Source organism: Fontibacillus forbon (genome assembly GCF_046559655.1).
GTDB lineage: Bacteria > Bacillota > Bacilli > Paenibacillales > Paenibacillaceae > Fontibacillus.
Map to the genome: position 1 here is coordinate 698,097 of NZ_JBKGFV010000001.1, position 24,836 is coordinate 722,932.

Genomic DNA, 24,836 nt, shown 5'->3' on the forward strand with positions numbered 1-24,836 from the left:
TAAAGCTTTTGCTAAATCGGTAATAAGCTTTATGATAGTGGAAGGCTGCTGAATATTTCGTTTTGAATAAGAAAAAAATAAAAGCGGTAAACTAAGAAGTTATTTTCATCTTAGTTTGCCGCTTTTTATTATCGAAAAAATTCGCGTCCAGCGGAAACTTCAGATTTTCTTTAGATATACCCTCATAAAATCCTTAGACTTTTTCGCTACAATTACGGCTATCCGGCATTTTTTATATGGATCTTTAATTATGCCTGTAATTAATAGAAAAAATTGAATAATGGGGGAATAGCAGTTGAAAATCAATGAATCTTTATTATTTTTGCAAGGATTTTTCAATAATCCACAACGAGTGGGGAGTGTCATCCCCAGTTCCAGATTTTTAGCCGATAAAATGATTCAGCCAGTATCTTGGAATGAGGTAAAGGCAGTCGCGGAGCTCGGGTCCGGCACAGGTGCCATCACGCGTTTTATGAAAACACAGCTAAACGAATCAACAAAAGTATTATTGTTTGAAAGAGATAAGAAAATGAGAAATAATTTAAAGATAGGATACCCCGAGTACTTTTGCCATTCCAATGCATGCCAATTAGTTAAAAATATGACCCAAGATGGAATCAGTCAGCTTGACTGTATTATAAGCGGACTGCCATTTTTTAATTTCACGAAGGAAATGCGAGAAAATTTATTGAATCAGATTGTTGAGGCACTTAAACCAGGAGGGATTTTTATCGCTTTTCAGTACTCCCTTCAGATGAAGAAAACATTTGCTGAAGAATTAATTATCGAAAAAATTGAGTTCGTGCCATTCAATTTCCCTCCGGCTTTCGTATATGTCTGTCGCAAAAGGGAGACGCTTTAAATGAAATTAATGACTTGATATATTTCCTGGTTAACATTTAATAGCTATATTTTAACTTATAATACCTATTAAAAAGGAGCACCAAGCAATGAATACAGTCCTTGTCGTAGACGACGATTCGGAGATTCGGGATGTGATTCACATCTATTTGCGAAATGAAGGATACCGCGTAATCGATGCTGTTGATGGCCTTGACGCGCTTGATGTAATAAAAACAATCCCTATCCAGTTGATCATTCTGGATGTGATGATGCCTCGAATGGATGGAATTAGCGCCTGCATTAAAATTAGGGAAATCTCGAACGCTCCGATTATCATGTTATCGGCTAAAGAAGAAGATATTGATAAAATTACGGGTCTTACTACCGGAGCTGACGATTACATGATAAAACCTTTCAATCCTCTAGAATTGCTTGCTTGGGTAAAAGCTCAACTGCGGCGACAATCCTTAATAGGAAAAGAAGAATCTAATTCGCTAATCCTCATTAAAGATCTTGTCATTGATAAGGATAAACATTCGGTTACGTTAAAAGGAAACGACATATCGTTGACCCCTTTGGAGTTTTCGATTCTGGAGTTGCTTGCAAGCCGCCCGGGACAAGTATTTAGCTCCAATAGGATTTATGAAAGCGTATGGAAAGAGCCGTTCGGGAATTCGGATAATACCGTAATGGTTCATATTCGTAATTTACGAGAAAAAATAGAAGAATCACCAAGAGAACCCCATTATATTAAAACGGTTTGGGGAGTGGGTTATAAAATTGACTGAACAAGTAAAAAAGCCAAAAAGACAAAAAAAAATCCAGGTTAATATATTGTTCAGAATGGTGCTAAGTCTTATTATTGCTATTGCTATAAATAATTTAATCATTTTACTTTTCACCAAGGTAGGTAATGAACTGAAATGGGGATGGCTCCTCAATTCCTTGCCTTATTTTCTTACACCTCTTTATATGGTTAACTTTATTATGATTTTTTTAGTTTTAACGCGAAAAATCGTTAAAGACCTAATACACCTGGAACGTGGGCTTCAAATTATTTCCGAGGGGGATTTAGATTACCGGGTAGGTGTTGAACGACAAGATGAACTAGGGCGGGTGGCGGTTAACATTAATCAAATGACGGAACGTTTGCAACGGCAGATTGCGAAGGAGCGCGAAACCGAGAAGTCAAAGATGGAGATGATCGCAGGCATATCACATGACTTACGCACTCCTCTTACAAGCATTATTGGCTATATCGAGCTTTTAAGGACAGAATCATTTCAAGATAAAGAAGAATACACGCGATTTGTTCAAAACACCTACAATAAAGCGATTCACTTAAAACGATTGCTTGATGATTTATTTGAATATACGAGACTAACTTCGGTGGATTTTAACCTGGATATAAAGAAAATTGATTTATTTCAGCTGCTGGATCAGTTGTTATTTGAATTTGAGCCGATCGCCCAAGAAAAGGGCGTCTTTATCGTGAAAGAGATCGGGACCTCTACGGTTGAAACGTTCATTGACAGTGAAAAAATAGCAAGAGCAATGGATAATCTATTAATGAACGCCCTCAAGTATTCCGTAAAACCAGGAAGTATTCGCGTTTTAATGAAAACGGATAGTAAGCAAATTAAGATTGATGTCGAAAATAAAGGGAAACCCCTTACTCAAGAACAAGAGAACAAAATCTTCGAACGATTTTTTAAAGTTGATCATTCACGTAGTAGCGAAGGCATTCAAACGGGAGCTGGCCTTGGTCTATCTATAGCCAGAAATATTATTGAATTGCATGGGGGGACATTAACCCTCAACCATATAAACAACTTATTTATATTCACTGTTGCTTTGCCTATTGACGGAATTGCGGCTAACAGCATGGAGCCAGTAAGAGCGAACGATCATGAAGAATAAAGTAGCGAATGAAATTTCGGGGGTTTGATTAAGGTAGCACAAATTGACTATGAAATATTATTGTGGAATCATGAAATAGGGTGATGATATGACGAGTTTAGTTAAAACTGAAGTTGCAGATTTTTCAGCCGGAAAGAGGGGAGGCAACCGAAAAGGGGCAGGCCGCAAGCCGATAGGCGTAACTAGAAAAATTTCATTAACATTACCGCAGGAATGTTGGGAAGAAATAGACCGCTACTGTCACAGAGGGGATTATTCTGTTTCCGAAGTCTTGCGATCCATTATTGAAGATAACCTTCATAATGCCGCTCAATTATGATTTAGTAGGTGGGGAGGTTCTTGTTATGAAAGAAGGCCTGTTAAATATAGATGGCGGACAGCTTTATTACACGGTTTCCGGAGAAGGCGATCCCGTTGTTCTGATCCATGGGAATTTCAATGATCATCAAATCTGGAATGAACAGGTGGACTCTTTTTCCGCACATTATAAATTAGTTCGATATGATTTGCGGGGATACGGCCTTTCCAGTACGCCAAACACCACATTCTCCAATCTTGATGATTTAAAAGCACTGACTGATTTTTTGGAGCTCGGTAACGTTACTTTAGTTGGATCTTCTATGGGTGGAAGCATTGCTACAGACTTCACGCTTACTTATCCTCATTTGGTCAAAAACCTTATATTGGTTGCACCCTCCATAAACGGTAATCCTTATCCTATGAAGATGATGTGGCAAGGGATAAAAAATTTTATTCTTCTTCGCCTGAGAGGACGCAACAAAGCGATTGAATCATTCATAGCCGATCCTTTCTGGCAATACTTTTTCCCTTCCTTAAAAAAAGAAGAAGCAAGAACGAAATTACTCGATAATGTAAGGAATCCAAACAACTTTTGCAGATTCTCTCCGAGCCTTTCAAATACTGTTAAACCTTTTGCTTTTAATCGATTACACGAAATAAACATACCTACTCTGATCATAATCTCTGATCAAGATCATCGATTTAACAGGGAGACTGCGGAATTTTTACATAAAAGAATAAAATTATCATCGAGAATAATCATGCAAGACTGCGGTCACCTCCCGTTTATCGAGGCGTCGATCGAATTCAATCAAGCAGTTCATGATTTTCTGTCAACAAGCTCGCTGACCTAGAGACGGTTGGCGGGTTTGTTTTATATATTATGAGCCTAACATTCTATTCGTTAAAATTGTGCCTTGTTGCTGATTCTAGTGACCCTATCAATTTTTCACTTAAATCATAGAATACAGTATCCAGATCGATAGGAGGTGATTCAGATGGCGATTCTCTTACCGTCGCAAATTTATAATCTTGCTGCCGGAGTAGGTAAATCCTATTATGAGAACTTAAACGGGGGAACAAATGCTACAATTACAGTTAATAATACCGGCGCCAATCCGGTAAATCTTGTGGTTACCCGTGTCAACGCACCTGTCATAACGTATGTTATACCCGGATTCAACAGTCTCACGTTGGAAGTGGCTCTGCTTTTGGTAGCGGCCCTTCAAGCTACGGCAGCCGGAGCAGTAACGGGAACCATTCAGATTGCTGTTTCTGATTTTTAATTACGTTTTGTAAACAAAATCCCCGTCAATCTAACCGATCGGCGGGGATTTTTCTTTTTCGCATACTACCATTTTGGGTTTGCTTGCTCCGTTAATTCAGCTTTTTTATAAGAATAATTTCTAAGGGTTGGGTATCAAGCAACAGGCATCCTGCATCTTTAAACCCAAGTTTTCTGTAAAAGTGTTGGGATCCTTCATCAGCTTGAGCAGAAGTCATTACCAAGTTATGACCCTGTTGTTTCATTTCGTTCTCCCAAAATTGGACCACATCTTTTCCCAGGCCCTTATTACGGAAAGCTTCTTCGATCCAAAGCATATTCATAAAAGGCGTATTGTCCCAGAAATACCCGTAACGCATCCATCCGAACCGGGCCTCGTTTTCATCCTGCAATATGTATATTTCCTGCCCAGTGATTTTGGGCAATATCAATTTTTCTACGACATGACGATCTCGATTTTTTATCCACTCATAGTCTTTTTCGGTTGCAAAAGATATTCTCATTTATCTTTTCCTTTCTAAGTCAGGGATTTGATTAATTATTCAAGTTGTTAGTGACCGCTATTAGATGTGTGACTTTTCGACTAAACGATACCGGGAATTATTATTTCTTACGGCAGACTTAACTAAAGGACTATTCAACTCCTGCAAGTCGACCTCTTCCCAGTAATCCGGATAGTCATTTGAAAACGTTTCGTCCGAATAAGGCGTATATCGAATGTCTTCCGTTTGGAATGAATCTCGGGAATCGCTTGAATCGACTGTCGTCTCCTCCTCGGAATCCATTGCTGAAAAGAATATATTGGTCATGTCGCCGCATCCGGTAGCAATATCGTGAAGATTAAAGCAAGAAATATTTTTTTTAAGTCCATATCGTCCCTATAAGTTCCCCATCGGCTGAGGGAGTTGCTAGCATAATATTACTATTAATCGAAAAATGACAAAAGGAAAATTGTGGTGTGCCCATCCGTACAAGTCTTCCGTCCCGCATAACCTCTAGTAAATGTTTGACTTTGTTGATTCCAACCCCCTATAATGAAAGAAGTGATTTAAATGCAAGTTGCGGCAATTCCTGGGGGGGAGAACATGGAAGAAAAGATCGATAAAATTAAACAGCAGCTGCAATCCCACGGTTATAAATTGACGCCCCAACGGGAAGCCACGGTTCGAGTACTGCTAGAAAATGAAGAAGATCATCTCAGCGCGGAAGATGTATTCATGCTGGTAAAAGATAAAGCACCAGAGATTGGCCTGGCAACCGTATACCGGACGCTGGAGTTGCTGAGTGAGCTTCATGTTGTCGAGAAGATCAACTTCGGGGATGGGGTGGCCCGTTACGATCTGCGTACGGACACGACCAAGCATCATCACCATCACTTGATCTGCGTACAGTGCGGAGCCATGGATGAGATTCGCGAAGATTGGTTGGGACCGCTGGAGGAACGGCTGGAGAAGGAATTCAACTTTACGGTGCTGGATCACCGCTTGGATTTTCAAGGCATTTGCTACCGGTGCAAAGACAAGAATAATGACCAGAGTGGTAACGGCGGCAAGAAATCATAACAATGACGCAAAGCTCCGAACGGCCGGGCCGTTAGGGGCTTTTTGATTTGTGGATGAAGTAGCATCCAAATCTACATCCACTTACATAGTTGATCCCATAGAGCAGGTTTATCCCTTTCAAACCCAGCATACTGTCAGAACTCCCTCTATATACTGATAGAAATAGTGTCCAGGCTCCTATAAGATATGCAGGAAAATGGGTAATGAAAGAGGGAGAGTTATGGTTATTTCGCTGCGGAGTATGCTAAGGTCGTTGAAGTATTTGCTCGTGTTTGTCGCGTTAGCCTATACTTTATATAAAGGACTCGGGTTATTGGATGCCTATGTATTTCCTTTGGACAAATACCGGATCCCGGAAGGCTCGGCTGTAAAAGTGTTTTTCCCCGGAAGCTTAGGGGGTCATGAAACGGAAACGTTAAGTGAACGGTTGATCCTGTTTTTTTGGTACGGGGAATAATGAGACGTCAGCAGGGAAAAGAAGAACGTGTGTGGAATTGATGAATAGGCGTGTTATTATTATCTGACATCCTTGCTCAGGAGACGAAAGGAGGCGCTAAACATGGAGCCGTATGCTGCCTCTTTTATTTCATATTTGACCGGACAGAAGGACTTAAGCGGCTCGACACTGGAAAGTTATAAGCGGGATGTATCCCAGTTTCTTGAATATTTGCATGGCAAGGGGATCGGAGATCTGAACGAAGTAACCCGTGCGGGAGTCTTGCTGTATTTTGCCGCGCTCCGGGAACAGGGGAAAGCTCCGGCGACGGTTATGCGCATATCCGTGTCCCTGAAGGCATTTTTTCAGTATCTTCTCCAGGAGAAGATCATTTTTCAGGATCCTTTTGTAGCCGTAAAGATGCCTAAAATCGACAAAACTCCCCCGTCCGTGCTTACCGTGGAAGAGACGGAGAGATTGCTGGACATGCCGGACTTAAATCAGCCTCTCGGACAGAGGGATAAAGCAATGCTGGAACTCCTGTATGCTACAGGCGTTCGTGTCAGCGAACTCATCTCATTGAACATCGAAGATGTCGATACGGGAGTCCGTTTTTTGCGCTGTTCCGGGAACAGTGAGAAAGAACGGATCCTGCCGTTCGGGACCGTGACAGCGGAATGGCTTAACCGGTATTTGCGCGAAGTCCGGCCCGGCTGGAGTCCTGATGGGCAGCAAGATCCCTTGTTTCCCAATCGTTCAGGCGACAGAATGAGTCGTCAGGGCTTCTGGAAGGTGATTAAGAAGTATGGCAAAGCGGCAGGGATTACGAAAGAGATTACGCCGCATACCCTGAGACATTCCTTTGCCATTCATTTGCTTGAAGGCGGGGCGGATGTAAGGTCGGTGCAGGAGATGCTCGGACATGCCGATTTGGCGACAATTCAAATGTATTTAAACTATTCCCGGCCGAATCTAAAAACGGTATATGATCATTTTCATCCGCGAAGTAAGGGCAAGGTCGAACTATAATCCGGTCTATCGGCGGGTAAAGTATGGGAATGGATTAGGTTCAAGCAGGGATAACTAAACAGCAAAGGTCGAAGGAGTGACACACATGACTAATGAGAACAGCTTCAATAAGATTACAGTAATTGTACTGGATAGCGTGGGTATCGGCGAATTGCCCGATGCGGATAAATTCGGGGATAAAGGGTCTCATACGCTGGGACATATTCTGGAAAAGGTACCGAACACGAGCCTGCCGAATATGCAAAAGCTCGGACTGGGGAATATCGCGGAACTTCCCCATTTGAACCTGGCAGAAGCACCGGCGGCTTACTATGGGAAAATGGCCGAAGTTTCAACAGGCAAAGATACGATGACCGGGCATTGGGAACTCATGGGGTTGAAGATCGAGACTCCGTTTCAAACGTACCCGAATGGTTTCCCACGCGATTTGGTCGCCCGTTTCGAACAGGAGACCGGACGCAAAATGATCGGGAACAAACCGGCCTCGGGAACGGAAATTCTCGATGAGTTGGGCGAAGAGCACATGAAGACGGGGGCCTGGATCGTATACACCTCAGCCGATAGCGTGTTTCAGATCGCCGCTCATGAAGAGATCATTCCGTTGGATGAATTATACCGGGCATGCGAGATTGCCCGCCGCCTGACCCTTGAACCGGAGCATTCCGTGGGACGCGTTATCGCCCGGCCTTTCGTCGGACAGCCCGGAGATTTCAAACGTACGCCGAACCGTCACGATTACGCGGTGACACCGCCGGAACCGACCGTTTTGAACGCGCTGAAGCATGCGGACAAGGATGTGATCTCCGTCGGGAAAATCAACGATATTTTTTCCGGGGAAGGCATCACCGCTTCCTATCCGACCAAGAGCAACCGTCATGGTATTGACGAAACGATTCGATTGATGGGCACGCAATTCCATGGATTGCTGTTTACGAATCTCGTGGATTTCGACTCGTTGTACGGGCACCGTCGGGATCCGGAGGGCTATGCGCGTGCACTGGAAGAATTCGATGCCTCGCTGCCCGATTTGCTCGCCCAAGTAGGCGAGCGCGACCTGCTTGTTATCACGGCGGATCACGGCAATGACCCGATCCATGCGGGAACGGACCATACCCGTGAGTATGTGCCCCTGCTCGTCTATGGCAAAGGATTGTCTTCGCCAGGGAATCTTGGCGTGAGGGCCACGTATTCGGACTTGGCGGCGACGATCGCCGACAATTTCGGCGTTCATGGCACCGAGCACGGAAAGAGCTTTTTGAAACTGCTGAAATAACCAAACGGGAGAGATGAATATGACTACGATACTTACGATAGGCATGATAAGGGAAGCGGCCGACTATATCCGATCCAAGACGGAAATTACACCCAAGGTGGGGCTGATTCTCGGCTCGGGCCTTGGCGTGCTGGCGGATCATATTGAAGGAGCTACGAGCATTCCCTACAAGGATATTCCGTATTTTCCGCAATCCACCGTGGAAGGCCATGCCGGCGAATTGATGATCGGTACTTTAAACGGAACGCCGGTAGTTCTGATGAAAGGCCGTTTTCATATGTATGAAGGATACGGTCCGCAATTGACCGCGTTTCCGGTAAGAGTCATGAAGGAGCTAGGCGTAAAAACGCTTCTCGTTACGAATGCTGCAGGGGGAATCAATACCTCATTCCAACCGGGTGACCTGATGCTGATTTCGGATCATATTAATTTGACCGGCACAAGCCCGCTTATTGGTCAAAACGATAATGAACTGGGTCCGCGATTCCCGGACATGTCTCAGGCCTACAGCCGCAGACTGCGGGAATTGGCGCGGAAAACGGCGGAAGGCAGCGGCGTTCCGATTCAGGAAGGCGTATACGTTGGACTGCTTGGTCCTTCTTACGAAACTCCGGCCGAAATCCGCATGCTCCGCACGCTGGGCGGAGATGCCGTAGGCATGTCGACGGTGTCTGAGGTCATTGTGGCCAGACATGCGGGGCTTGAGGTATTGGGCATATCCTGCATTAGCAACATGGCGTCCGGAATTCTGGATCAACCGTTGTCCCACGATGAAGTGATGGAGACAACGGACCGGGTCCGCGAGAAATTCTTGAGCCTGGTGTTGTCGATTATTCCCGAGATGTAAACTGGGAGGTGAGAATAAGATGAGAGCTGTAGATCTAATCCGCAAAAAAAGAGACGGCCTGGAGCTGACCGGCGAAGAAATAGGTTATCTGATCAAAGGGTACAGTGAAGGAGAAATCCCCGACTATCAAATGGCAGCCTGGGCGATGGCTGTTTATTATCAGGGGATGAGCGCCCGGGAAACGGCTGACCTGACACTGCACATGGCTTCGTCCGGCGATATGATCGACCTTGCTTCCATTCGCGGGGTAAAGGTGGATAAGCATTCTACGGGCGGCGTAGGGGACAAGACGACCATCGTCATCGGCCCGCTCGTGGCAGCAGCCGGCGTACCCGTAGCGAAAATGTCCGGCCGGGGACTCGGCCATACCGGGGGAACGATCGATAAGCTGGAAGCGATTCGCGGTTTTTCCGTGGAGCTTGGTCAGGAGCAGTTTTTCCGCCAAGTGAACGAGATCGGATTAGCCGTCGTTGGACAAAGCGGAAATATGACCCCTGCGGACAAAAAATTGTACGGCTTGCGCGATGTTACCGCGACGGTGGATTCCATTCCGCTGATTGCGAGTTCGGTCATGAGCAAGAAGATTGCCGCCGGAGCGGATGCCATCGTGCTGGATGTAAAAACCGGAAGCGGCGCGTTCATGAAAACGCTGGACGATTCCATCCGGCTCGCCAAAGCTATGGTCGATATCGGAACCCAGGTCGGGCGCAGTACGATCGCCGTCATCAGCGATATGGACCAGCCGCTTGGCTACGGGATCGGCAATGCGCTTGAAATCCAGGAGGCGATTGCGACCTTGCGCGGTGAAGGACCGAAAGACCTGGAGGAGGTTTGTCTGATTCTCGCATCCCATATGCTCGTTCTAGGCGGCAAGGCGGAAAGTGAAGAAGAGGCACGGGCGATTCTACAGCAAAAGCTGGAGAGCGGCGAGGCGCTGGAGCGGCTGAAAATGATGGTCGAAGCCCAGGGCGGCGATATTTCGCAAATCGAAAACCCCGAATTGCTGCCTCAAGCGGAGCTTCACATCGAAGTGAAGGCGGAAGCCGGGGGTTTTGTCGAGTCGATCCAAGCCGAAGAGATCGGCGTCGCTGCGATGCTGCTTGGCGCCGGCCGGGAAACGAAGGATTCGGTAATCGACCTGGCGGCCGGCCTCACCCTTCGCAAAAAAATCGGGGATCCGGTGGAGGTCGGCGAAGTGTTGGCCGTGCTGCATCTGAATTCCGCTTACGAGGGCCGGCTTGAAGAAGCCAGCCGAAAAGTGAGGGAAGCCTATGGGATCTCGAATGACAAGGTACCGCGAAGACCGCTGGTGTTTGCGCTAGTGACTCCCGAAGGAGTCCGGAGATTCTAGCAAGACGGTTACGATTAACCCGTAAGATAAAAAAGAGCGGTGCAAGATTTCATTCTTGCACCGCTCTTTTCTTATTTCCACCACTCTTTTGACAGCTTTCATTGCAATATTTCCAATATATTTTGATCAAACCTCGGCAAGCCGAGTCTTGATTGGATGAATTCCAATGATGCCGTCCAAGATGGCCGGTTTTCTCCCGAAAACCACATTTTTCCTTGGGGAATTTCCAACCAATGAGATCATTATGCTAACGCTTTTGCTGCAAGATTGGAATTTCTCCAATGAATGAGCCAAGTCGCTTTCCATAACGATGGGAGTTCCGATATGCTGACCTTAATTCGGCTTGCCCCCCATTTGCACTAGTAAAGGAATATTATTACATGAATTCGTCCATACTAGGTTAGCAGAATCCTGATTTTTGTACAAAAGGGGGACTAATGTTGAAAAAGGTGTTGTTAATCGGGTTTACCGCACTGATCATGGCACTGCCGCTATGGCCGGCTACGGGTTTTGCCAATCACGGCGGACCGCATGAGGAAGTAGCGGCAAACGAGCTGGCATTGGCCGAAAACGCCCTTTCCGCCGTGTTGATTGACGCGGATACGGGAACGGTGATTTACGAGAAAAAGAGTCATGAGAAGCTGCCGCCCGCCAGCATTACAAAGGTCATGACGATGCTGCTCACGATGGAAGCGATCGACAAGGGCAAGCTCAAGTTGAGCGACAAAGTAACGGCCAGTGAGTACGCATCCTCCATGGGGGGATCGCAGATCTTTTTGGAGCCCGGGGAAGAAATGACGGTTGATGAGTTGCTGAAGGGAGTAGCGATGGCATCCGGCAACGATGCTTCCGTCGCCTTGGCCGAGAAAATCGCCGGGACGGAGCAAGCATTTGTGCAGATGATGAATGACCGGGCCAGGGAGCTTGGGCTGAAGGACACCCATTTCTCCAACTGCAACGGATTGCCGGTGGAGAATCATTACTCATCCGCCCACGATATCGCCATGATGAGCCGGGAGTTGCTGAAGTACAAAGGTATAACGAAGTATACCGGGTCCTATCAGGACTATTTGCGCAAAGAGACGGAGAAACCCTTCTGGCTCGTCAATACGAACAAGCTGGTTCGGTTTTACAGCGGTGCGGACGGGCTGAAAACAGGATATACGTCGGAAGCGAAATTTTGTCTTGCGGCCACGGCCAAGCGGGATGGACTTCGGCTCATCGCGGTCGTTCTGGGCGAGCCGAATACGAAAACACGCAACAATGAAGTATCAGCCATGTTTGACTATGCCTTCTCCCAATACGCCTTGCATCCCATTTACAAAGCAGGCGAAGTGATCGGCAAGATCAAAGTACGCAAGGGAGAGGCTTCCCAGCTGGAACTGGCAGCTTCGAGAACGATGAGTGTGCTTGTTAAAAAAGGAATCGAGCCGGGAGCGATCACGCAGAAGCTGGAAGTACCGGAAAAGCTGGCCGCACCCGTGGAACAGGGGCAGATTATCGGCAAGCTGGTAGTGTATCAGAACGGGCAGGCACTGACCGAGTTCGAACTGAAGGCAGCTTCGTCAATCAAGAAGGCCGGTTGGTGGACGATATTTAAGCGCACGACTTCACATTTGTTTTTTGTAGATTCCTAGCAGTTTTCTTCTAGTTTTGTCATCGGGAAGGAATCCATTACTAGGTTGTAGAATTGTTGTGTTCATGTCAGGGAGGAGAGTGAACAGACGTGAATTTGCAAATGGAAATGGAAAGACACCGGGAAACATTGGTAGTACGTTTGGTAGGAGAGCTGGATCATCATACGGCGGACGAGGTCCGGATGTCCCTGGATGGTGAAATCGGCCGCGGCGCCTGCCGCCATCTTGTTCTTAGTCTCGAGTCTCTGCAGTTTATGGACAGCTCGGGCATAGGGGTTATTTTGGGAAGATACAAACTGATCAAACAGAAAGGCGGGCGCATGGTCGTTTGCGGCGTCAATCCGCCGGTATACCGGTTACTCGAAATGTCGGGGCTCTTCAAAATCATGTCCGTCTACGAAAACGAGAGCACCGCGCTGTCGGAACTGGAGGTCGCGCTATGAACCAGACCGAACGCAATTTCATGACCCTGCAATTTGCCGCCAAATCGGAGAACGAATCGTTCGCCCGCGTTACCGTCGCAGCTTTCGTGTCCCAACTCGATCCGACCATGGATGAGATTACGGACTTGAAGACGGTGGTTTCCGAGGCGGTCACCAATTCCATTATTCATGGATATGACGGAGATCCGGAAGGAATCGTAACGATTTCCGCAGCGATCGAAGGGGACACCGTGACCTTGGTCGTAGAAGACAAGGGACGAGGGATAGAAGATGTGGAGCTGGCCAAACAGCCGCTGTTTACCTCCAAGCCGGAACTGGAACGTTCCGGGATGGGCTTTACGATCATGGAGAACTTTATGGACGAATTTGACGTGACCAGCGAGCTGGACGGAGGCACTTCCATCCGGATGAAGAAGAGGATTGTATCAAAGAAAGCTTTATACAATTAGGGGTTGGAGCTATGGATGCCGAAGTGAAGCAAGCCTCGAGAGAGTATTTGGACGACACGGAAGTTAAACGGTTGATCGCGCTGAGTCAAAGCGGAGACTCCGCTGCCAGGGACCGCCTTGTGAATTGTAATATAAGGCTGGTCTGGTCGGTCGTACAGCGGTTTATGAACCGGGGCTACGAGCCTGAAGACCTGTTCCAGATCGGCTGTATCGGCCTCCTGAAATCGGTTGATAAGTTCGATCTCAGTTATGACGTGAAATTTTCAACCTACGCCGTTCCGATGATTATCGGGGAAATTCAGCGGTTTTTGCGTGACGACGGAACCCTTAAAGTTAGCCGCTCGCTTAAGGAGATGGCCAACAAAGTACGCAAAAAGAAGGATGAACTGTCCAAGCTGCTGAATCGGCTTCCGACCGTGAAGGAAGTGGCCGAAGAGCTGGGGGTTACGCCGGAAGACGTCGTATTTGCCCAGGAGGCGAACAAGCCGCCGGCTTCCATTCATGAGACCGTATTTGAAAATGACGGGGATCCGATCACGCTGATGGATCAAATCGCCGACGAGTCCCAGGAGCGCTGGTTTGACAAACTCGCTTTGCATGAGGCGATCGACGGGCTATCCGAGCGGGAGAGGTTAATCGTATATTTGCGGTATTACCGCGACCAGACGCAGTCCGAAGTGGCCAACCGGCTCGGGATATCCCAAGTGCAGGTATCGCGGCTGGAGAAGAAAATATTGCAGAACATCCGCGACCAGATCGCGCAATAGGTTGATGAGAGGATCCCCTTATGTAGACCGTGTGAACAACGCGGTTTACCGGAGGGGATTTTTCATGCATGCGTAGAAGGAAAGTGCTTCGTCCAGGTAACATTTTTAGGTATTCATGTACGAGCAAGGGTACATCTTATATAATAAAAGCATGTTCGACCATCAAAACTGATTATGAAGGGGATTCTTATCATGAGTGTACATATTGCAGCCAAAGCCGGCGACATCGCGGAAACGATCCTTTTGCCGGGAGACCCGCTTCGGGCCAAATATATTGCCGAGACGTATTTGAGCGACGTAATTTGCTATAACGAAGTACGCGGAATGCTCGGGTTTACGGGTACCTATCAAGGGAAAAGGATTTCCGTTCAAGGCTCAGGCATGGGTATCCCGTCCATTTCGATTTACGCTAATGAATTGATTAAGGAGTATGGCGTGAAAAACCTGATACGCGTCGGTACCTGCGGCGGCATGCAGGAGCATGTCCATGTACGCGACGTGATTCTGGCCCAGGCTTCCTGCACCGACTCCAGCATGAACCGCCATGTGTTCGGCGGATACGATTTTGCTCCGATCGCCAGCTTCCACTTATTGAAAGCAGCTTATGAACGCGGTGTAGAAAAAGGACTGAAGCTGCATGTTGGCAACATTTTCAGTTCGGACATGTTCTACCGGGACGATACGTCCGTTACCCAACTTCTGATGAAATACGGCGTGCTCGGGGTGGAAATGGAAACTACGGCGCTTTATACGCTGGCCGCCAAATATGGGGTGAATGCGCTGACGATTCTGACCGTGAGCGATCATCTGCTGACCGGGGAAGAAACCACGTCGGAAGAACGTCAAACTACGTTCAACCAGATGATGGAAGTGGCGCTTGACACGGCTGCGGCGCTATAAAGGCAGCAGGAATTCAAAGCTATCGCTTTGTTGGATTTCCGAAAATCATGATAAATGACGAAGAGGTCGAGTAAGGAGAGATTAGGCTCCTTGCCCGGCCTCTTCCTTTTGTTGCATAACGCGGAAGCCGGGAGTAAATCAGAGGCGGGCTTGGCATACTATGGGCAATACGGCAGTAAAGGGGTGTCCATGATGGAGAAAGGGACGGTCTCTCCCGTTTATCTGCGCCTGCGCAAGCAGGTAAAGCTCCCGATCGGGTCGCCGGTCCGGCTGGGGGATATTGCGCGTATCCTGGCCGAGCCCGAGCTCGAAACCGAGCTTTTGGGACTCGTGCTGGACAGGCCGGAATACAGTGACGGCAATTTGATTGTGATCGACATGCTCCTGGTTATTGCTTGCATAAGGCGGAAGTTTCCTTCGATCAAGGTTGAGGTGCTGGGGGAGCCGCATGTACTGGTAGAAATGGTGTCCCGCGAAAAGAAACCATCTTTCATTCTGTTTGCTATCGTTTGGCTGCTGCTGTTTTTCGGTGCCGGCCTGACAATCATGAATTTTCACGCCGATGTCAGCATGCCTGCTGTACAGGTTAGGATCGTCGAAATGCTGACCGGAAAAAGAGATGATCATCCTTATTTGTTTCAAGGCGCTTATTCCGTAGGCATTGGTTTCGGGATGATCATTTTTTTCAATCATTTGTTCAAGAAAAAGTGGAATGAAGAGCCTACCCCGCTGGAAGTGGAAATGTACCTGTACCAGGAAAACTTGAATCAATATGTCGTCGCCGAGGAATACGAGAAAATGCGTAAAGCCGAAGCGCTCGGAAAGGAGAAAGATCCTTGAACCCTTTTGTTTCCGCGGTCCTCTCTCTTTTCCTTGGGTTGTCGGGAGGCATCGCCGTCGGAGGCGGGGTGATCGCCTTATATATCGTACTGGATATGATACCGCGTCTCGCTCAGATCACAAGATCCTATGACAAGGTTCATTGGTACGAGGGAGCGATGGTGAGCGGTTCATTTCTTGGAACGGTTGCGGATTTTTGGAACTGGGACATTCGCGGTCCCTGGATTGGCACCGGCGTGGTCGGCTTATTTAACGGGGTATTTGTAGGCATGCTGGCGGCGGCGCTTACGGAAGTTTTGAATGTGCTGCCTATTTTGGCGAAAAGACTACATATGCAAAAGTATTTGTTCGGTCTTCTTCTCGCCATGGTTTTCGGCAAGGTAGCGGGTTCGTTGTTTGAATGGTTCATATACAGGCGTTAAACAGTCAAGGAGGCATGCCAGCGATGATGAATCAAGAACGGGGAGGAACGGGACAGGAAGGTCATTCGCACGACATACCGGAATTTATGCCGGGTACCGGCGAGTTTTCCTGGCAGGAAGATCAGGATGGAGAGAAGAAAACGAGTCGCCGCAAAGTTGAAACCGAAAGATCCGACTCCGTAAAGGAATCGGTAGAGTATTGGCAGAAGAGCGATAAGATCAGCCGCAGCCTGAATACGACCAAACGAACGCTGGAGGAAGTAGTTGGGCTCGGGCAGGGGTTTGACGTCATTTTTCGTGAGATGACCTTTGGGGGAAAACGGACGGGCCTCTTTTTCATCAACGGCTTTGTGAAGGACAGTATCCTGCAGGAAATTATCAAAAGGCTCACTTATCTGACTCCCGATGATATCAGCTCGGGGGCGCTGCGTTCGTTTTTCGATTTATACATTCCCCATATCCAGGTTGAAAAAGCAGACAATTTAAGCGCGGCCATCAACAATGTACTCGTTGGACAGGCCGCTTTATTTATCGAGGGGGAACAAACGGCACTTCTGCTGGACGTCCGATCTTACCCGGTCCGCAGCCCGGAGGAACCGTCCCTGGAGCGGGTAGTCCGCGGGGCCAGAGACGGGTTTACCGAAACGCTGGTGACGAACGTAATTCTCGTCCGCAGGCGTCTGCGAGATCCCGGCGTCAAATTCGAGTCAATGAAAGTCGGGCGACGTTCCCAGACGGATGTTTGTGTTGCATATATCGATGATATTGTGGATAAAGTTCTGGTCGATGCGGTAAAAGAAAAGATCGCCAACGTGGAACTCGACGGTATTCCATTGGCCGACAAGCAGCTTGAGGAAGCGATCGTGAAGAAGGGCTGGAATCCTTACCCGTTGGTCCGCTATTCGGAACGCCCCGATGTGGTCGCCTCTCATTTGATGGAGGGGCGAGTCGTTATTTTCGTCGATACCTCACCCAGCGTGATGATTTTGCCCACGACGTTCTTCGATTTGTGTCAGCATGCTGAGGAAAACAGACAGACACCGTTCATGGGCACTTATCTCAGGTGGGTGCGGTTTTTCGGGATTTTCGCTTCCTTATTCCTGCTTCCCCTGTGGATGCTGATGGTCATTCATCCCGAATTGAAGCCCGCTGCGTTGGGATTCATAGGGCCGCAAAAAATGGCGAAGATCCCGATTATCGTCCAATTTCTGCTGGTGGAATTCGGGGTTGATTTAATGCGGATGGCCGCGGTGCATACGCCTACCCCGTTAGCTTCGGCCATGGGTCTGATCGCGGCAATCCTGATTGGGGATATCGCGGTTCAAACCGGTTTATTCGTCAATGAAGTCGTACTATATATGGCTGTCGCTGCGATCGGAATGTTTGCGACACCCAGCTATGAGCTTGGACTTGCCAACCGGGTGGTCCGGCTAATCCTGCTCATTGTGGTCGCTATTTTCGGTGCTCCAGGCCTGGTGGGGGGAATCACGGCGTTTATCATTTTCCTCAGTCTGCAACGCTCGTACAACTCATCTTATTTGTGGCCGTTAATACCGTTTAATGCAAAGGCAATGGCAGGAATTCTATTCCGGGTTCCGGTGCTGACATCCAAACAAAGACCGTCGTTCAACAAGACGAGAGACAATACCCGGATGCCCCGCAACAAGTAGGTTTTAAGCATGTCCTGTAAAAAACACAAATGATATTCACAAAAATCCATTTTTCAGTTCTCTCGTTGTTTGCTATACTGGTGGAAAATTGAAAGTGGAGGACTGCATAGATGTATTTACACGGTACCAGCAAAATCAATCCTAAAGGCCACCTTGAAATCGGCGGATGCGATACAGTTGAATTGAAAGAAACGTACGGCACTCCGCTGTATATTATGGATGAAGCGCTTATCCGGCAAAGATGCCGTGAATACATGGAAGCGTTCCGGGCATCGGGGTTGCAATTTCAGGTCGCTTACGCAAGCAAGGCGTTCTGCGTGATGGCGATGTGCCGGCTGGCCGAAGAAGAAGGACTGTCCCTTGATGTCGTGTCCGAAGGGGAATTGTTTACGGCCCTTGAAGCAGGGTTCCCTGCGCATCGAATCCATTTTCACGGGAATAACAAGACGCCTGAAGAACTTGAAATGGCGATCCAGGCCAATATCGGCTGCTTTGTCGTTGATAATTTCGTTGAAATGCACATGCTGCAAGCACTGGCCGCAGACAAAGGCCTCACGGTTAATATTTTGCTCCGCGTAACCCCTGGCGTTGAAGCTCATACGCATGAGTATATTTCAACGGGCCAAACGGATTCGAAGTTCGGCTTCGATATCGGTAACGGTTCTGCGTATGAAGCGGTGAAGCTTGCTTCCCGCAGTCTGAACCTACGTTTGCTTGGTCTGCATTCCCATATCGGTTCGCAAATTTTTGAAGTGGAAGGCTTCCAGTTGGCTGTGGAGCGGGTGGCGCAATTTGCGCTTCATGTGAAAGAAAAGCTGAATGTCGTCTTCAAAGTCATCAATTTGGGCGGCGGCTTCGGAATTCGTTATACGGCTGAAGACACGCCGCTGAAAGTTTCCGATTATGTTAAGGCGATTACGGATGCGGTAAAATCGTCCTTCGCAAAGTCTTATCCGCAACTGCCGGAAATCTGGGTGGAGCCGGGCCGCAGCATCGTCGGCGATGCCGGCACTACGCTTTATACAGTAGGCACAAGCAAAGATATCCCCGGCGTGCGCAAGTATGTTTCCGTCGACGGCGGAATGACGGATAATCCTCGTCCGGCGTTGTACGAATCCAAGTATGAAGCTATGCTGGCTAACCGCGGCCGTGACGCCGCGGAAGAGACGGTTTCCATCGCGGGCAAATGCTGCGAAAGCGGCGATATGCTGATCTGGGATTTGGAACTGCCGCAAGTCAAATCCGGCGATTTGCTCGCCGTTGCCTGCACAGGGGCATACAACTATGCGATGGCCAGCAACTATAACCGGATTCGCCGGCCGGCGGTCGTATTCGTCCAAAACGGGCAGAGCGACCTGGTCGTCAAACGGGAATCGCTGCAAGATATTACGGCATGCGATGTCATTCCTGAGCGGATTGCAAAGCAACCGTCGTTTAAGTAATAGCCGTATTGCAGCTTGATTTGGATAGCATCTTCCGGTCCGGGCGTAAGTTTGGATCGGAAGATGCTGTTTTTTATGCCGTTAATTTTGCTACGGGCGGCATTTCATAGTAAACTGGAATAGGTTTGTCTTAAGTTTGATCGTATAACGAAGAAGGAAGTGACCGATATGAAAAAAGGGAAAATCGTTTTGGAAAAAGGCGGAGAAGTGGAAATCGAGTTTCTGCCTGAAGAAGCACCTGGAACTGTAGCAAATTTCGAGAAACTGGCAAATTCCGGTTTCTATAACGGCCTTACATTCCACCGCGTTATTCCGGGCTTTGTTGCCCAAGGTGGATGCCCAATCGGAAATGGAACGGGCGGTCCTGGCTACACCATCGAATGCGAAACCGCCACGAACACGTCGAAACACGAGCGCGGCGTACTGTCCATGGCCCATGCGGGCAAAGACACCGGCGGCAGCCAGTTCTTCATCGTGTATGAAGCTCAGCCGCATCTGGACGGGGTTCACACGGTATTCGGCAAAGTGACTTCCGGCATGGACCTTGTCGATCAGGTTCGCCCTGGCGACAAAATGAAAGAAGTCAGCGTTTGGGACGAAGCTTAAGCATCGCATCGTTTCTGTGTTGAGTTTAGGAAAATAACTGGATTTTATCCAGTTATTTTTTTATTTTCAGCTCTTTCAGCCAAAACAACTGGAATATCTCCAGCTAATTTGCAGCATATTGCACCATATCCGCTAAAAGGTTGAAAATAACTGGAGGTTCTACAGTAAATCTGCAAGAAGAAGGTTGCAGCATCAAATTAGCTGTAGGAATTGCAGTTAATTTCATTGCAGCTTAGCTAAACTAAGCTTAGCGGGCCCGCTGTCTAATAAAAAGGTCGAGCAGGGGAAGAAATTTCTTCCCCTGCTCGACCTTTTTCCATTCGAAAGACACTATTGCTGTTGCTCTGACGCCTCGTCTTTGACTTCCTCGCGGAAGCCGCGGATGCTGTTCAAACGTCTGGCGTTCTTTTCTTCAATCTGGTGTTTCTCTTCTCCGGAAATTTCATCGGCATGTTCGCTTAAGTAATCTTGGCCTTCCCGGAAATTACGAATCGTATTTTGAATGCTTCCCTGCAATTTTTCAACGTTATCGGAACGGTCGTCTGGTTTTGCCACGAATAAATTCCTCCCGGTTGGTGATATTTTTGATCTGTTTGAAGTGTTTCGAGATTATTTTCGCTCACGATCCCCTTTTTTATTCTGTGACGAGTGTGAGGTAATGTCCTTGATTTTTAGGGGGGTTAATGATAACATTCGTTTTGCAAGGTCTAACTAATTGAATAGCATTCCTTCGGGGTTAGGTGAAATTCCTTACCGACGGTGATGGCGAGTTCCGATTAAGACATTTCATTTGGCTAATGCCAGATGGATTGAAACGGGGCGAGCATGAGTCCGTGACCCGTATACGCTATTAGTGCCGTATATGGCTGAGCCGGTGTGATTCCGGGACCGACAGTATAGTCTGGATGGGAGAAGGAGACGAAGAACATAAAGTGGAAGAATTCAGCAGATTCTTACACTTGTGTTCAACATAAGTAAGCAATCCGACTTAGTGTTTATTTTCACAACTTCGGTATGATGAGTGAAATGGATGCTTTTTTGGGGATAGCAGACGGCTTGATTTGTCATAGTCTTGTTTTGACACATTCTTTTTTCGTATGCTTGCTTGTCTTATTGTCTTAAAATTACTCTCATATACCCTGCCGGAATGCTCCGGCAGGGTTTTTGTGTTATTCCACGGCAGAGGGGGGAGAGATTTGCAAAATATCGATGATGAATACTATATGGATCTTGCGCTTCAAATGGCGGAACGCGCCCAAGGACAAACCGGAATCAATCCGGTGGTTGGAGCGGTAGTGGTTAAGGATGGTGCTGTCGTTGGTTTGGGAAGCCACTTGAAACGCGGAACGCCGCATGCCGAAGTTCATGCGCTTAATATGGCCGGATCGCAAGCGGAAGGGAGTACCGTTTACGTCACCTTGGAACCATGCAGCCATTATGGAATGACGCCGCCTTGCTCCGAACGGTTGATCCGTGAAAAGGTAAGCAGGGTCGTCATCGCCTGCGATGATCCTAATCCGCTGGTGGCAGGCCGGGGGATTCGCATGCTGCGGGAAAAAGGCATCGAAGTGGTTACCGGCATTCTCCGGGATCGGGCGATTCGCCTAAACAAGATGTTCATCAAGTACATTACGACCGGATTGCCTTACATCACGATCAAAACGGCAAGCACACTGGACGGCAAGATCGCTTCGAGAACCGGGGACAGCAAGTGGATTTCGAATGCTGCCGCGCGCGACATCGTACATACGATGCGTCACCGGCATCAGGGGATTATGGTCGGTGTCGGTACGATTCTGGCGGACGATCCGCAATTGACGACCCGGCTTTCGGTCCCGGGATTGTCGCCGGTGCGTATCATTGCCGATTCGACGCTGCGGATCCCCCTAAACAGCAAAGTGCTTAACGATGGTTTGGCCCCGACACTATTGCTGACTACGTCTGAGGCGGATGGTGACAAAGCGGACGCTTTAAGAGAACGCGGTATCGAAGTGCTGATTTGCGGCGATGGTCCAAGCGTAGATTTGAAGCTGGCTCTGACTCAACTGGGGGAGCGCGAAATTTCTTCCATTTTGGTGGAGGGCGGCGGGAGATTGAACGGCTCGTTGCTTGAGCAGCAAATGGCCGATGAGGTCGTGATGTTTCTTGCGCCGAAGTTGATCGGCGGCCTTCATGCGCCGGGCAGCTTTATGTTTGAAGGTTATGATCGGATGGCGGACGCTGTGACTTTATCCGGTCTCGAAGTGGAGCAAATTGGCGACAATGTATGTATTAAAGGCACTCCGGTTTGGCTTAACAGCGGCGCTGAAATTCAAGATTCAAATAACGCCGAGTAAAGGAGGGAAGTTTATGTTCACAGGGCTAGTGGAGGAAATCGGCACGATGAAGTCGGTCGGTCGCCAAGGAGAGGCAATGTTGCTCGGCATTTCGGCCCGGGTTGTTACGGACGGGATAAAGCTAGGGGACAGTATCGCCGTCAACGGAGTTTGTCTTACGGTGATTTCTTTTGATAAATCCTCATTTACCGTGGATGTCATGCCGCAAACCTACCGCCATACGAACCTGATGAACCTAAAACAGGGCAGCAGGGTTAATTTGGAGCGGGCCATGGCTGCCGGTGGACGGTTTGGCGGTCATATCGTGCAAGGCCATGTAGACGGGATCGGGACGATTCTGCATACGAGTCACGATCAAAATGCGGTCGTTTATGAGATCGAACCGGCAAAGTCATCGATGCTTAAATATATTATCCCCCAGGGGTCGGTTACTTTGGATGGCATCAGCTTAACGGTCGTTAAAGCTGTGGAAGGACGATTTTCCGTCTCCATCATTCCTCATACGCTCGCGGAAACCGTCCTGGCCTTTAAACGGCCGGGGGATACGGTGAATATCGAATGCGATGTGCTTGGCAAGTATGTGGAGCATTTGTTGAATTACGGATCGGCTCAAAGCGGCATGCAGAGTGATCGGGTCGGGAACGAAAGCAGCCTGGACCTTGAATTTCTTTCGAAGCACGGATTTGCTTAATGTTAACGATTTGGAGGGGATTATCATGAACGACATCCAACTGGACCGCGTTGAAGAAGCGATTTATGAATTAATGCGCGGCAAAGTGATCATTGTTGTCGATGACGAGGATCGGGAAAATGAAGGCGATTTTGTGGCCTTGGCAGAGAAAGCGACACCGGAGGTCATCAATTTTATGATCACCCAGGGACGCGGCCTGGTCTGCCTGCCGATTACTCAGGAGCGGGCGGATGAGTTGGAGTTGCAGCCGATGGTTGCGCAAAATACCGATTTTCACGGGACGGCTTTTACCGTTTCCATCGATCATAAGGACACTACGACGGGCATTTCCGCCTATGAACGGTCTTTGACCGTACGGGGGATCATGGATCCGGAGGCAAAGCCGACTCATTTCCGCCGGCCGGGCCATATGTTTCCGCTGATCGCCAAAAAAGGCGGGGTGTTGCGGCGGGCAGGCCATACGGAAGCCGCGGTGGATCTTGCCCGAATGTGCGGGGCCTATCCGGCCGGCGTCATCTGCGAAGTCATTAAAGAAGACGGAACGATGGCCAGACTGCCCGATCTGGTGGGAATCGCCAAGACGTTTGATCTGAAGCTGATCAGCATCAAAGACCTGATTCATTACCGCAATGAGAAAGAAAAGCTGGTCAACCGGGAAGTCGAAGTCCGCATGCCGACGGATTACGGCGAATTCCGGACCGTTGCATACACCAATGACGTCGATGCCAAAGAGCATGTCGCCCTTGTCAAAGGCGAGATCGGCGGAGATGAGCCGGTGCTGGTGCGCGTTCATTCGGAATGTCTCACTGGAGACGTATTCCATTCGCACCGCTGCGATTGCGGCCCTCAGTTTGAAGCGGCTTTGCGGCAAATTGAACAGGAAGGCCGCGGGGTTCTCCTTTATATGCGTCAGGAAGGCCGCGGTATAGGCCTGGTCAACAAGCTGAAGGCCTATAAACTTCAAGAGCAGGGGCTGGACACCGTGGACGCCAACCTGAAGCTCGGCTTTCCGGCCGACCTGCGCGATTACGGCATCGGGGCGCAAATTTTGAAGGACCTTGGCGTCCGAAAGATTCGGCTTCTGACCAACAATCCGCGCAAGATTAAAGGCCTTGAAGGCTATGGTCTGGAGGTTGTGGAGCGCGTACCGCTTCAAATGAAGGAGAATGCGGATAATACCAACTACTTACACACAAAGCAGGCCAAACTGGGTCATTTGTTAAAGTTTGACGATCTGGAACAAAACGAGTCTTCCGAAGTTTAAATAAATAATTTCTATTCGTGAAAGGACGGAATTCATATGATGAATGTATTTGAGGGTAATTTAGTATCAAGCGGGTTAAAATATGCGATTGTTGTGGGACGGTTCAATGAATTTATTACAAGCAAGCTGCTTGGCGGCGCACTGGATGCGCTGAAGCGTCATGGAGTCCAGGATGAAGAGGTCAGCGTGGCTTGGGTGCCGGGCGCTTTCGAAATTCCCTTCGCCGCCCAAAAGCTGGCGGAAAGCGGCAAATACGACGCGGTCATTACGCTGGGGACCGTCATCCGCGGCTCCACATCGCATTATGATTATGTCTGCAACGAGGTCGCTAAGGGGGTTGCCGCGATCGGCCTGAAAACCGGGGTTCCGACGATCTTCGGCGTAGTGACGACCGAAAATATCGAACAGGCGATCGAACGTGCCGGAACCAAAGCCGGAAATAAAGGCTGGGATGCAGCTATGGCGGCGATTGAAATGGCGAACTTGACGAATCAGCTAAAATAGTGCTTATTTAATGTAGTAC

28 protein-coding genes and 1 riboswitch are annotated in these 24,836 nt (G+C 48.4%); of the genes, 26 read left to right on the forward strand and 2 right to left on the reverse strand.

What is annotated here, in order from left to right:
• Positions 1–295: 295 nt before the first annotated feature.
• The 6 genes from ACLB09_RS03130 (at position 296) to ACLB09_RS03155 (ending at position 4,349) form a co-directional block, all read left to right on the forward strand.
• Positions 296–862, forward strand: a complete 567-nt coding sequence (locus ACLB09_RS03130) for a class I SAM-dependent methyltransferase (RefSeq protein WP_410768291.1) — start codon at positions 296–298, stop codon at positions 860–862.
• Positions 863–950: 88 nt separating this feature from the next.
• Positions 951–1,631, forward strand: a complete 681-nt coding sequence (locus ACLB09_RS03135) for a winged helix-turn-helix domain-containing protein (protein WP_410768292.1) — start codon at positions 951–953, stop codon at positions 1,629–1,631.
• Entirely contained in the window at positions 1,624–2,763 is a 1,140-nt protein-coding gene (locus ACLB09_RS03140) for a sensor histidine kinase (protein WP_410768293.1), read from the forward strand. Before ACLB09_RS03135 ends, ACLB09_RS03140 begins: the two co-directional genes overlap by 8 nt.
• 88 nt (positions 2,764–2,851) lie before the next feature.
• Positions 2,852–3,082 (forward strand): ribbon-helix-helix domain-containing protein, encoded by a 231-nt coding sequence (locus tag ACLB09_RS03145; protein ID WP_410768294.1) that lies wholly within the window; start codon positions 2,852–2,854, stop codon positions 3,080–3,082.
• Between the two features lie 25 nt (positions 3,083–3,107).
• Positions 3,108–3,917 carry an alpha/beta fold hydrolase gene (locus tag ACLB09_RS03150; RefSeq protein ID WP_410768295.1) on the forward strand — a complete coding sequence of 270 codons (810 nt, stop codon included), beginning with the start codon at positions 3,108–3,110 and terminating at the stop codon, positions 3,915–3,917.
• A 144-nt stretch (positions 3,918–4,061) separates the two neighbouring features.
• Positions 4,062–4,349, forward strand: a complete 288-nt coding sequence (locus tag ACLB09_RS03155) for a hypothetical protein (RefSeq protein ID WP_410768296.1) — start codon at positions 4,062–4,064, stop codon at positions 4,347–4,349.
• A gap of 91 nt (positions 4,350–4,440) precedes the next feature.
• Here ACLB09_RS03155 and ACLB09_RS03160 read toward each other — a convergent pair whose 3' ends face one another.
• Positions 4,441–4,851 carry a GNAT family N-acetyltransferase gene (locus tag ACLB09_RS03160; protein ID WP_410768297.1) on the reverse strand — a complete coding sequence of 137 codons (411 nt, stop codon included), beginning with the start codon at positions 4,849–4,851 and terminating at the stop codon, positions 4,441–4,443.
• 582 nt (positions 4,852–5,433) lie between these two features.
• Here ACLB09_RS03160 and fur point away from each other — a divergent pair.
• The 16 genes from fur to ACLB09_RS03240 all read left to right on the forward strand — a co-directional run bounded on the left by fur (position 5,434) and on the right by ACLB09_RS03240 (position 20,022).
• On the forward strand, positions 5,434–5,910 hold the full coding sequence (gene fur, locus ACLB09_RS03165) for a ferric iron uptake transcriptional regulator (RefSeq protein ID WP_410768298.1): 477 nt from the start codon (positions 5,434–5,436) through the stop codon (positions 5,908–5,910).
• A gap of 220 nt (positions 5,911–6,130) precedes the next feature.
• Positions 6,131–6,367, forward strand: coding sequence for a DUF4227 family protein (locus ACLB09_RS03170; protein WP_410768299.1), 237 nt, complete (start codon positions 6,131–6,133; stop codon positions 6,365–6,367).
• A 102-nt stretch (positions 6,368–6,469) separates the two neighbouring features.
• The gene (gene xerD / locus ACLB09_RS03175) at positions 6,470–7,375 is read left to right on the forward strand and encodes a site-specific tyrosine recombinase XerD (protein ID WP_410768300.1); all 906 of its coding nucleotides are present in this window, start codon (positions 6,470–6,472) and stop codon (positions 7,373–7,375) included.
• Positions 7,376–7,460: 85 nt separating this feature from the next.
• Positions 7,461–8,648, forward strand: a complete 1,188-nt coding sequence (gene deoB / locus ACLB09_RS03180; protein ID WP_410768301.1) for a phosphopentomutase — start codon at positions 7,461–7,463, stop codon at positions 8,646–8,648.
• Between the two features lie 19 nt (positions 8,649–8,667).
• Entirely contained in the window at positions 8,668–9,495 is an 828-nt protein-coding gene (locus tag ACLB09_RS03185; protein WP_410768302.1) for a purine-nucleoside phosphorylase, read from the forward strand.
• Positions 9,496–9,514: 19 nt separating this feature from the next.
• Entirely contained in the window at positions 9,515–10,846 is a 1,332-nt protein-coding gene (locus tag ACLB09_RS03190; protein WP_410768303.1) for a pyrimidine-nucleoside phosphorylase, read from the forward strand.
• A gap of 440 nt (positions 10,847–11,286) precedes the next feature.
• Positions 11,287–12,483 carry a D-alanyl-D-alanine carboxypeptidase family protein gene (locus tag ACLB09_RS03195; protein WP_410768984.1) on the forward strand — a complete coding sequence of 399 codons (1,197 nt, stop codon included), beginning with the start codon at positions 11,287–11,289 and terminating at the stop codon, positions 12,481–12,483.
• An 89-nt stretch (positions 12,484–12,572) separates the two neighbouring features.
• Complete coding sequence (gene spoIIAA / locus ACLB09_RS03200; RefSeq protein ID WP_410768304.1) at positions 12,573–12,926, forward strand: anti-sigma F factor antagonist; 354 nt, start codon at positions 12,573–12,575, stop codon at positions 12,924–12,926.
• Complete coding sequence (spoIIAB, locus tag ACLB09_RS03205; protein WP_410768305.1) at positions 12,923–13,375, forward strand: anti-sigma F factor; 453 nt, start codon at positions 12,923–12,925, stop codon at positions 13,373–13,375. Before spoIIAA ends, spoIIAB begins: the two co-directional genes overlap by 4 nt.
• An 11-nt stretch (positions 13,376–13,386) precedes the next feature.
• Positions 13,387–14,142: an RNA polymerase sporulation sigma factor SigF gene (gene sigF / locus ACLB09_RS03210; protein ID WP_114495111.1), complete on the forward strand. Its 756-nt coding sequence runs from the start codon at positions 13,387–13,389 to the stop codon at positions 14,140–14,142.
• Between the two features lie 192 nt (positions 14,143–14,334).
• On the forward strand, positions 14,335–15,042 hold the full coding sequence (gene deoD / locus ACLB09_RS03215) for a purine-nucleoside phosphorylase (protein WP_410768306.1): 708 nt from the start codon (positions 14,335–14,337) through the stop codon (positions 15,040–15,042).
• 192 nt (positions 15,043–15,234) lie between these two features.
• The gene (locus ACLB09_RS03220) at positions 15,235–15,882 is read left to right on the forward strand and encodes a stage V sporulation protein AA (RefSeq protein WP_410768985.1); all 648 of its coding nucleotides are present in this window, start codon (positions 15,235–15,237) and stop codon (positions 15,880–15,882) included.
• Complete coding sequence (locus ACLB09_RS03225; RefSeq protein ID WP_410768308.1) at positions 15,879–16,304, forward strand: stage V sporulation protein AB; 426 nt, start codon at positions 15,879–15,881, stop codon at positions 16,302–16,304. Before ACLB09_RS03220 ends, ACLB09_RS03225 begins: the two co-directional genes overlap by 4 nt.
• A gap of 86 nt (positions 16,305–16,390) precedes the next feature.
• Positions 16,391–17,974, forward strand: coding sequence for a spore germination protein (locus tag ACLB09_RS03230; RefSeq protein WP_410768986.1), 1,584 nt, complete (start codon positions 16,391–16,393; stop codon positions 17,972–17,974).
• Positions 17,975–18,084: 110 nt separating this feature from the next.
• Positions 18,085–19,416: a diaminopimelate decarboxylase gene (gene lysA, locus ACLB09_RS03235; protein WP_410768309.1), complete on the forward strand. Its 1,332-nt coding sequence runs from the start codon at positions 18,085–18,087 to the stop codon at positions 19,414–19,416.
• Between the two features lie 168 nt (positions 19,417–19,584).
• Positions 19,585–20,022, forward strand: a complete 438-nt coding sequence (locus tag ACLB09_RS03240; RefSeq protein WP_410768310.1) for a peptidylprolyl isomerase — start codon at positions 19,585–19,587, stop codon at positions 20,020–20,022.
• A gap of 330 nt (positions 20,023–20,352) precedes the next feature.
• Here the strand turns inward: ACLB09_RS03240 and tlp are convergent, their stop codons facing one another.
• Positions 20,353–20,577: a small acid-soluble spore protein Tlp gene (gene tlp, locus ACLB09_RS03245; protein WP_410768312.1), complete on the reverse strand. Its 225-nt coding sequence runs from the start codon at positions 20,575–20,577 to the stop codon at positions 20,353–20,355.
• Positions 20,578–20,744: 167 nt separating this feature from the next.
• A riboswitch (FMN riboswitch) is annotated at positions 20,745–20,943 on the forward strand.
• Between the two features lie 275 nt (positions 20,944–21,218).
• Here tlp and ribD point away from each other — a divergent pair.
• Genes ribD through ribH form a run of 4 tightly spaced genes read left to right on the forward strand, consistent with a single transcriptional unit; the run spans position 21,219 to position 24,817 of the window.
• Positions 21,219–22,358, forward strand: a complete 1,140-nt coding sequence (gene ribD / locus ACLB09_RS03250; RefSeq protein WP_410768313.1) for a bifunctional diaminohydroxyphosphoribosylaminopyrimidine deaminase/5-amino-6-(5-phosphoribosylamino)uracil reductase RibD — start codon at positions 21,219–21,221, stop codon at positions 22,356–22,358.
• 13 nt (positions 22,359–22,371) lie between these two features.
• Entirely contained in the window at positions 22,372–23,049 is a 678-nt protein-coding gene (gene ribE / locus ACLB09_RS03255; protein ID WP_410768314.1) for a riboflavin synthase, read from the forward strand.
• A 25-nt stretch (positions 23,050–23,074) separates the two neighbouring features.
• On the forward strand, positions 23,075–24,313 hold the full coding sequence (locus tag ACLB09_RS03260; protein ID WP_410768315.1) for a bifunctional 3,4-dihydroxy-2-butanone-4-phosphate synthase/GTP cyclohydrolase II: 1,239 nt from the start codon (positions 23,075–23,077) through the stop codon (positions 24,311–24,313).
• A 36-nt stretch (positions 24,314–24,349) separates the two neighbouring features.
• On the forward strand, positions 24,350–24,817 hold the full coding sequence (gene ribH, locus ACLB09_RS03265) for a 6,7-dimethyl-8-ribityllumazine synthase (RefSeq protein WP_114495762.1): 468 nt from the start codon (positions 24,350–24,352) through the stop codon (positions 24,815–24,817).
• Positions 24,818–24,836: the final 19 nt, after the last annotated feature.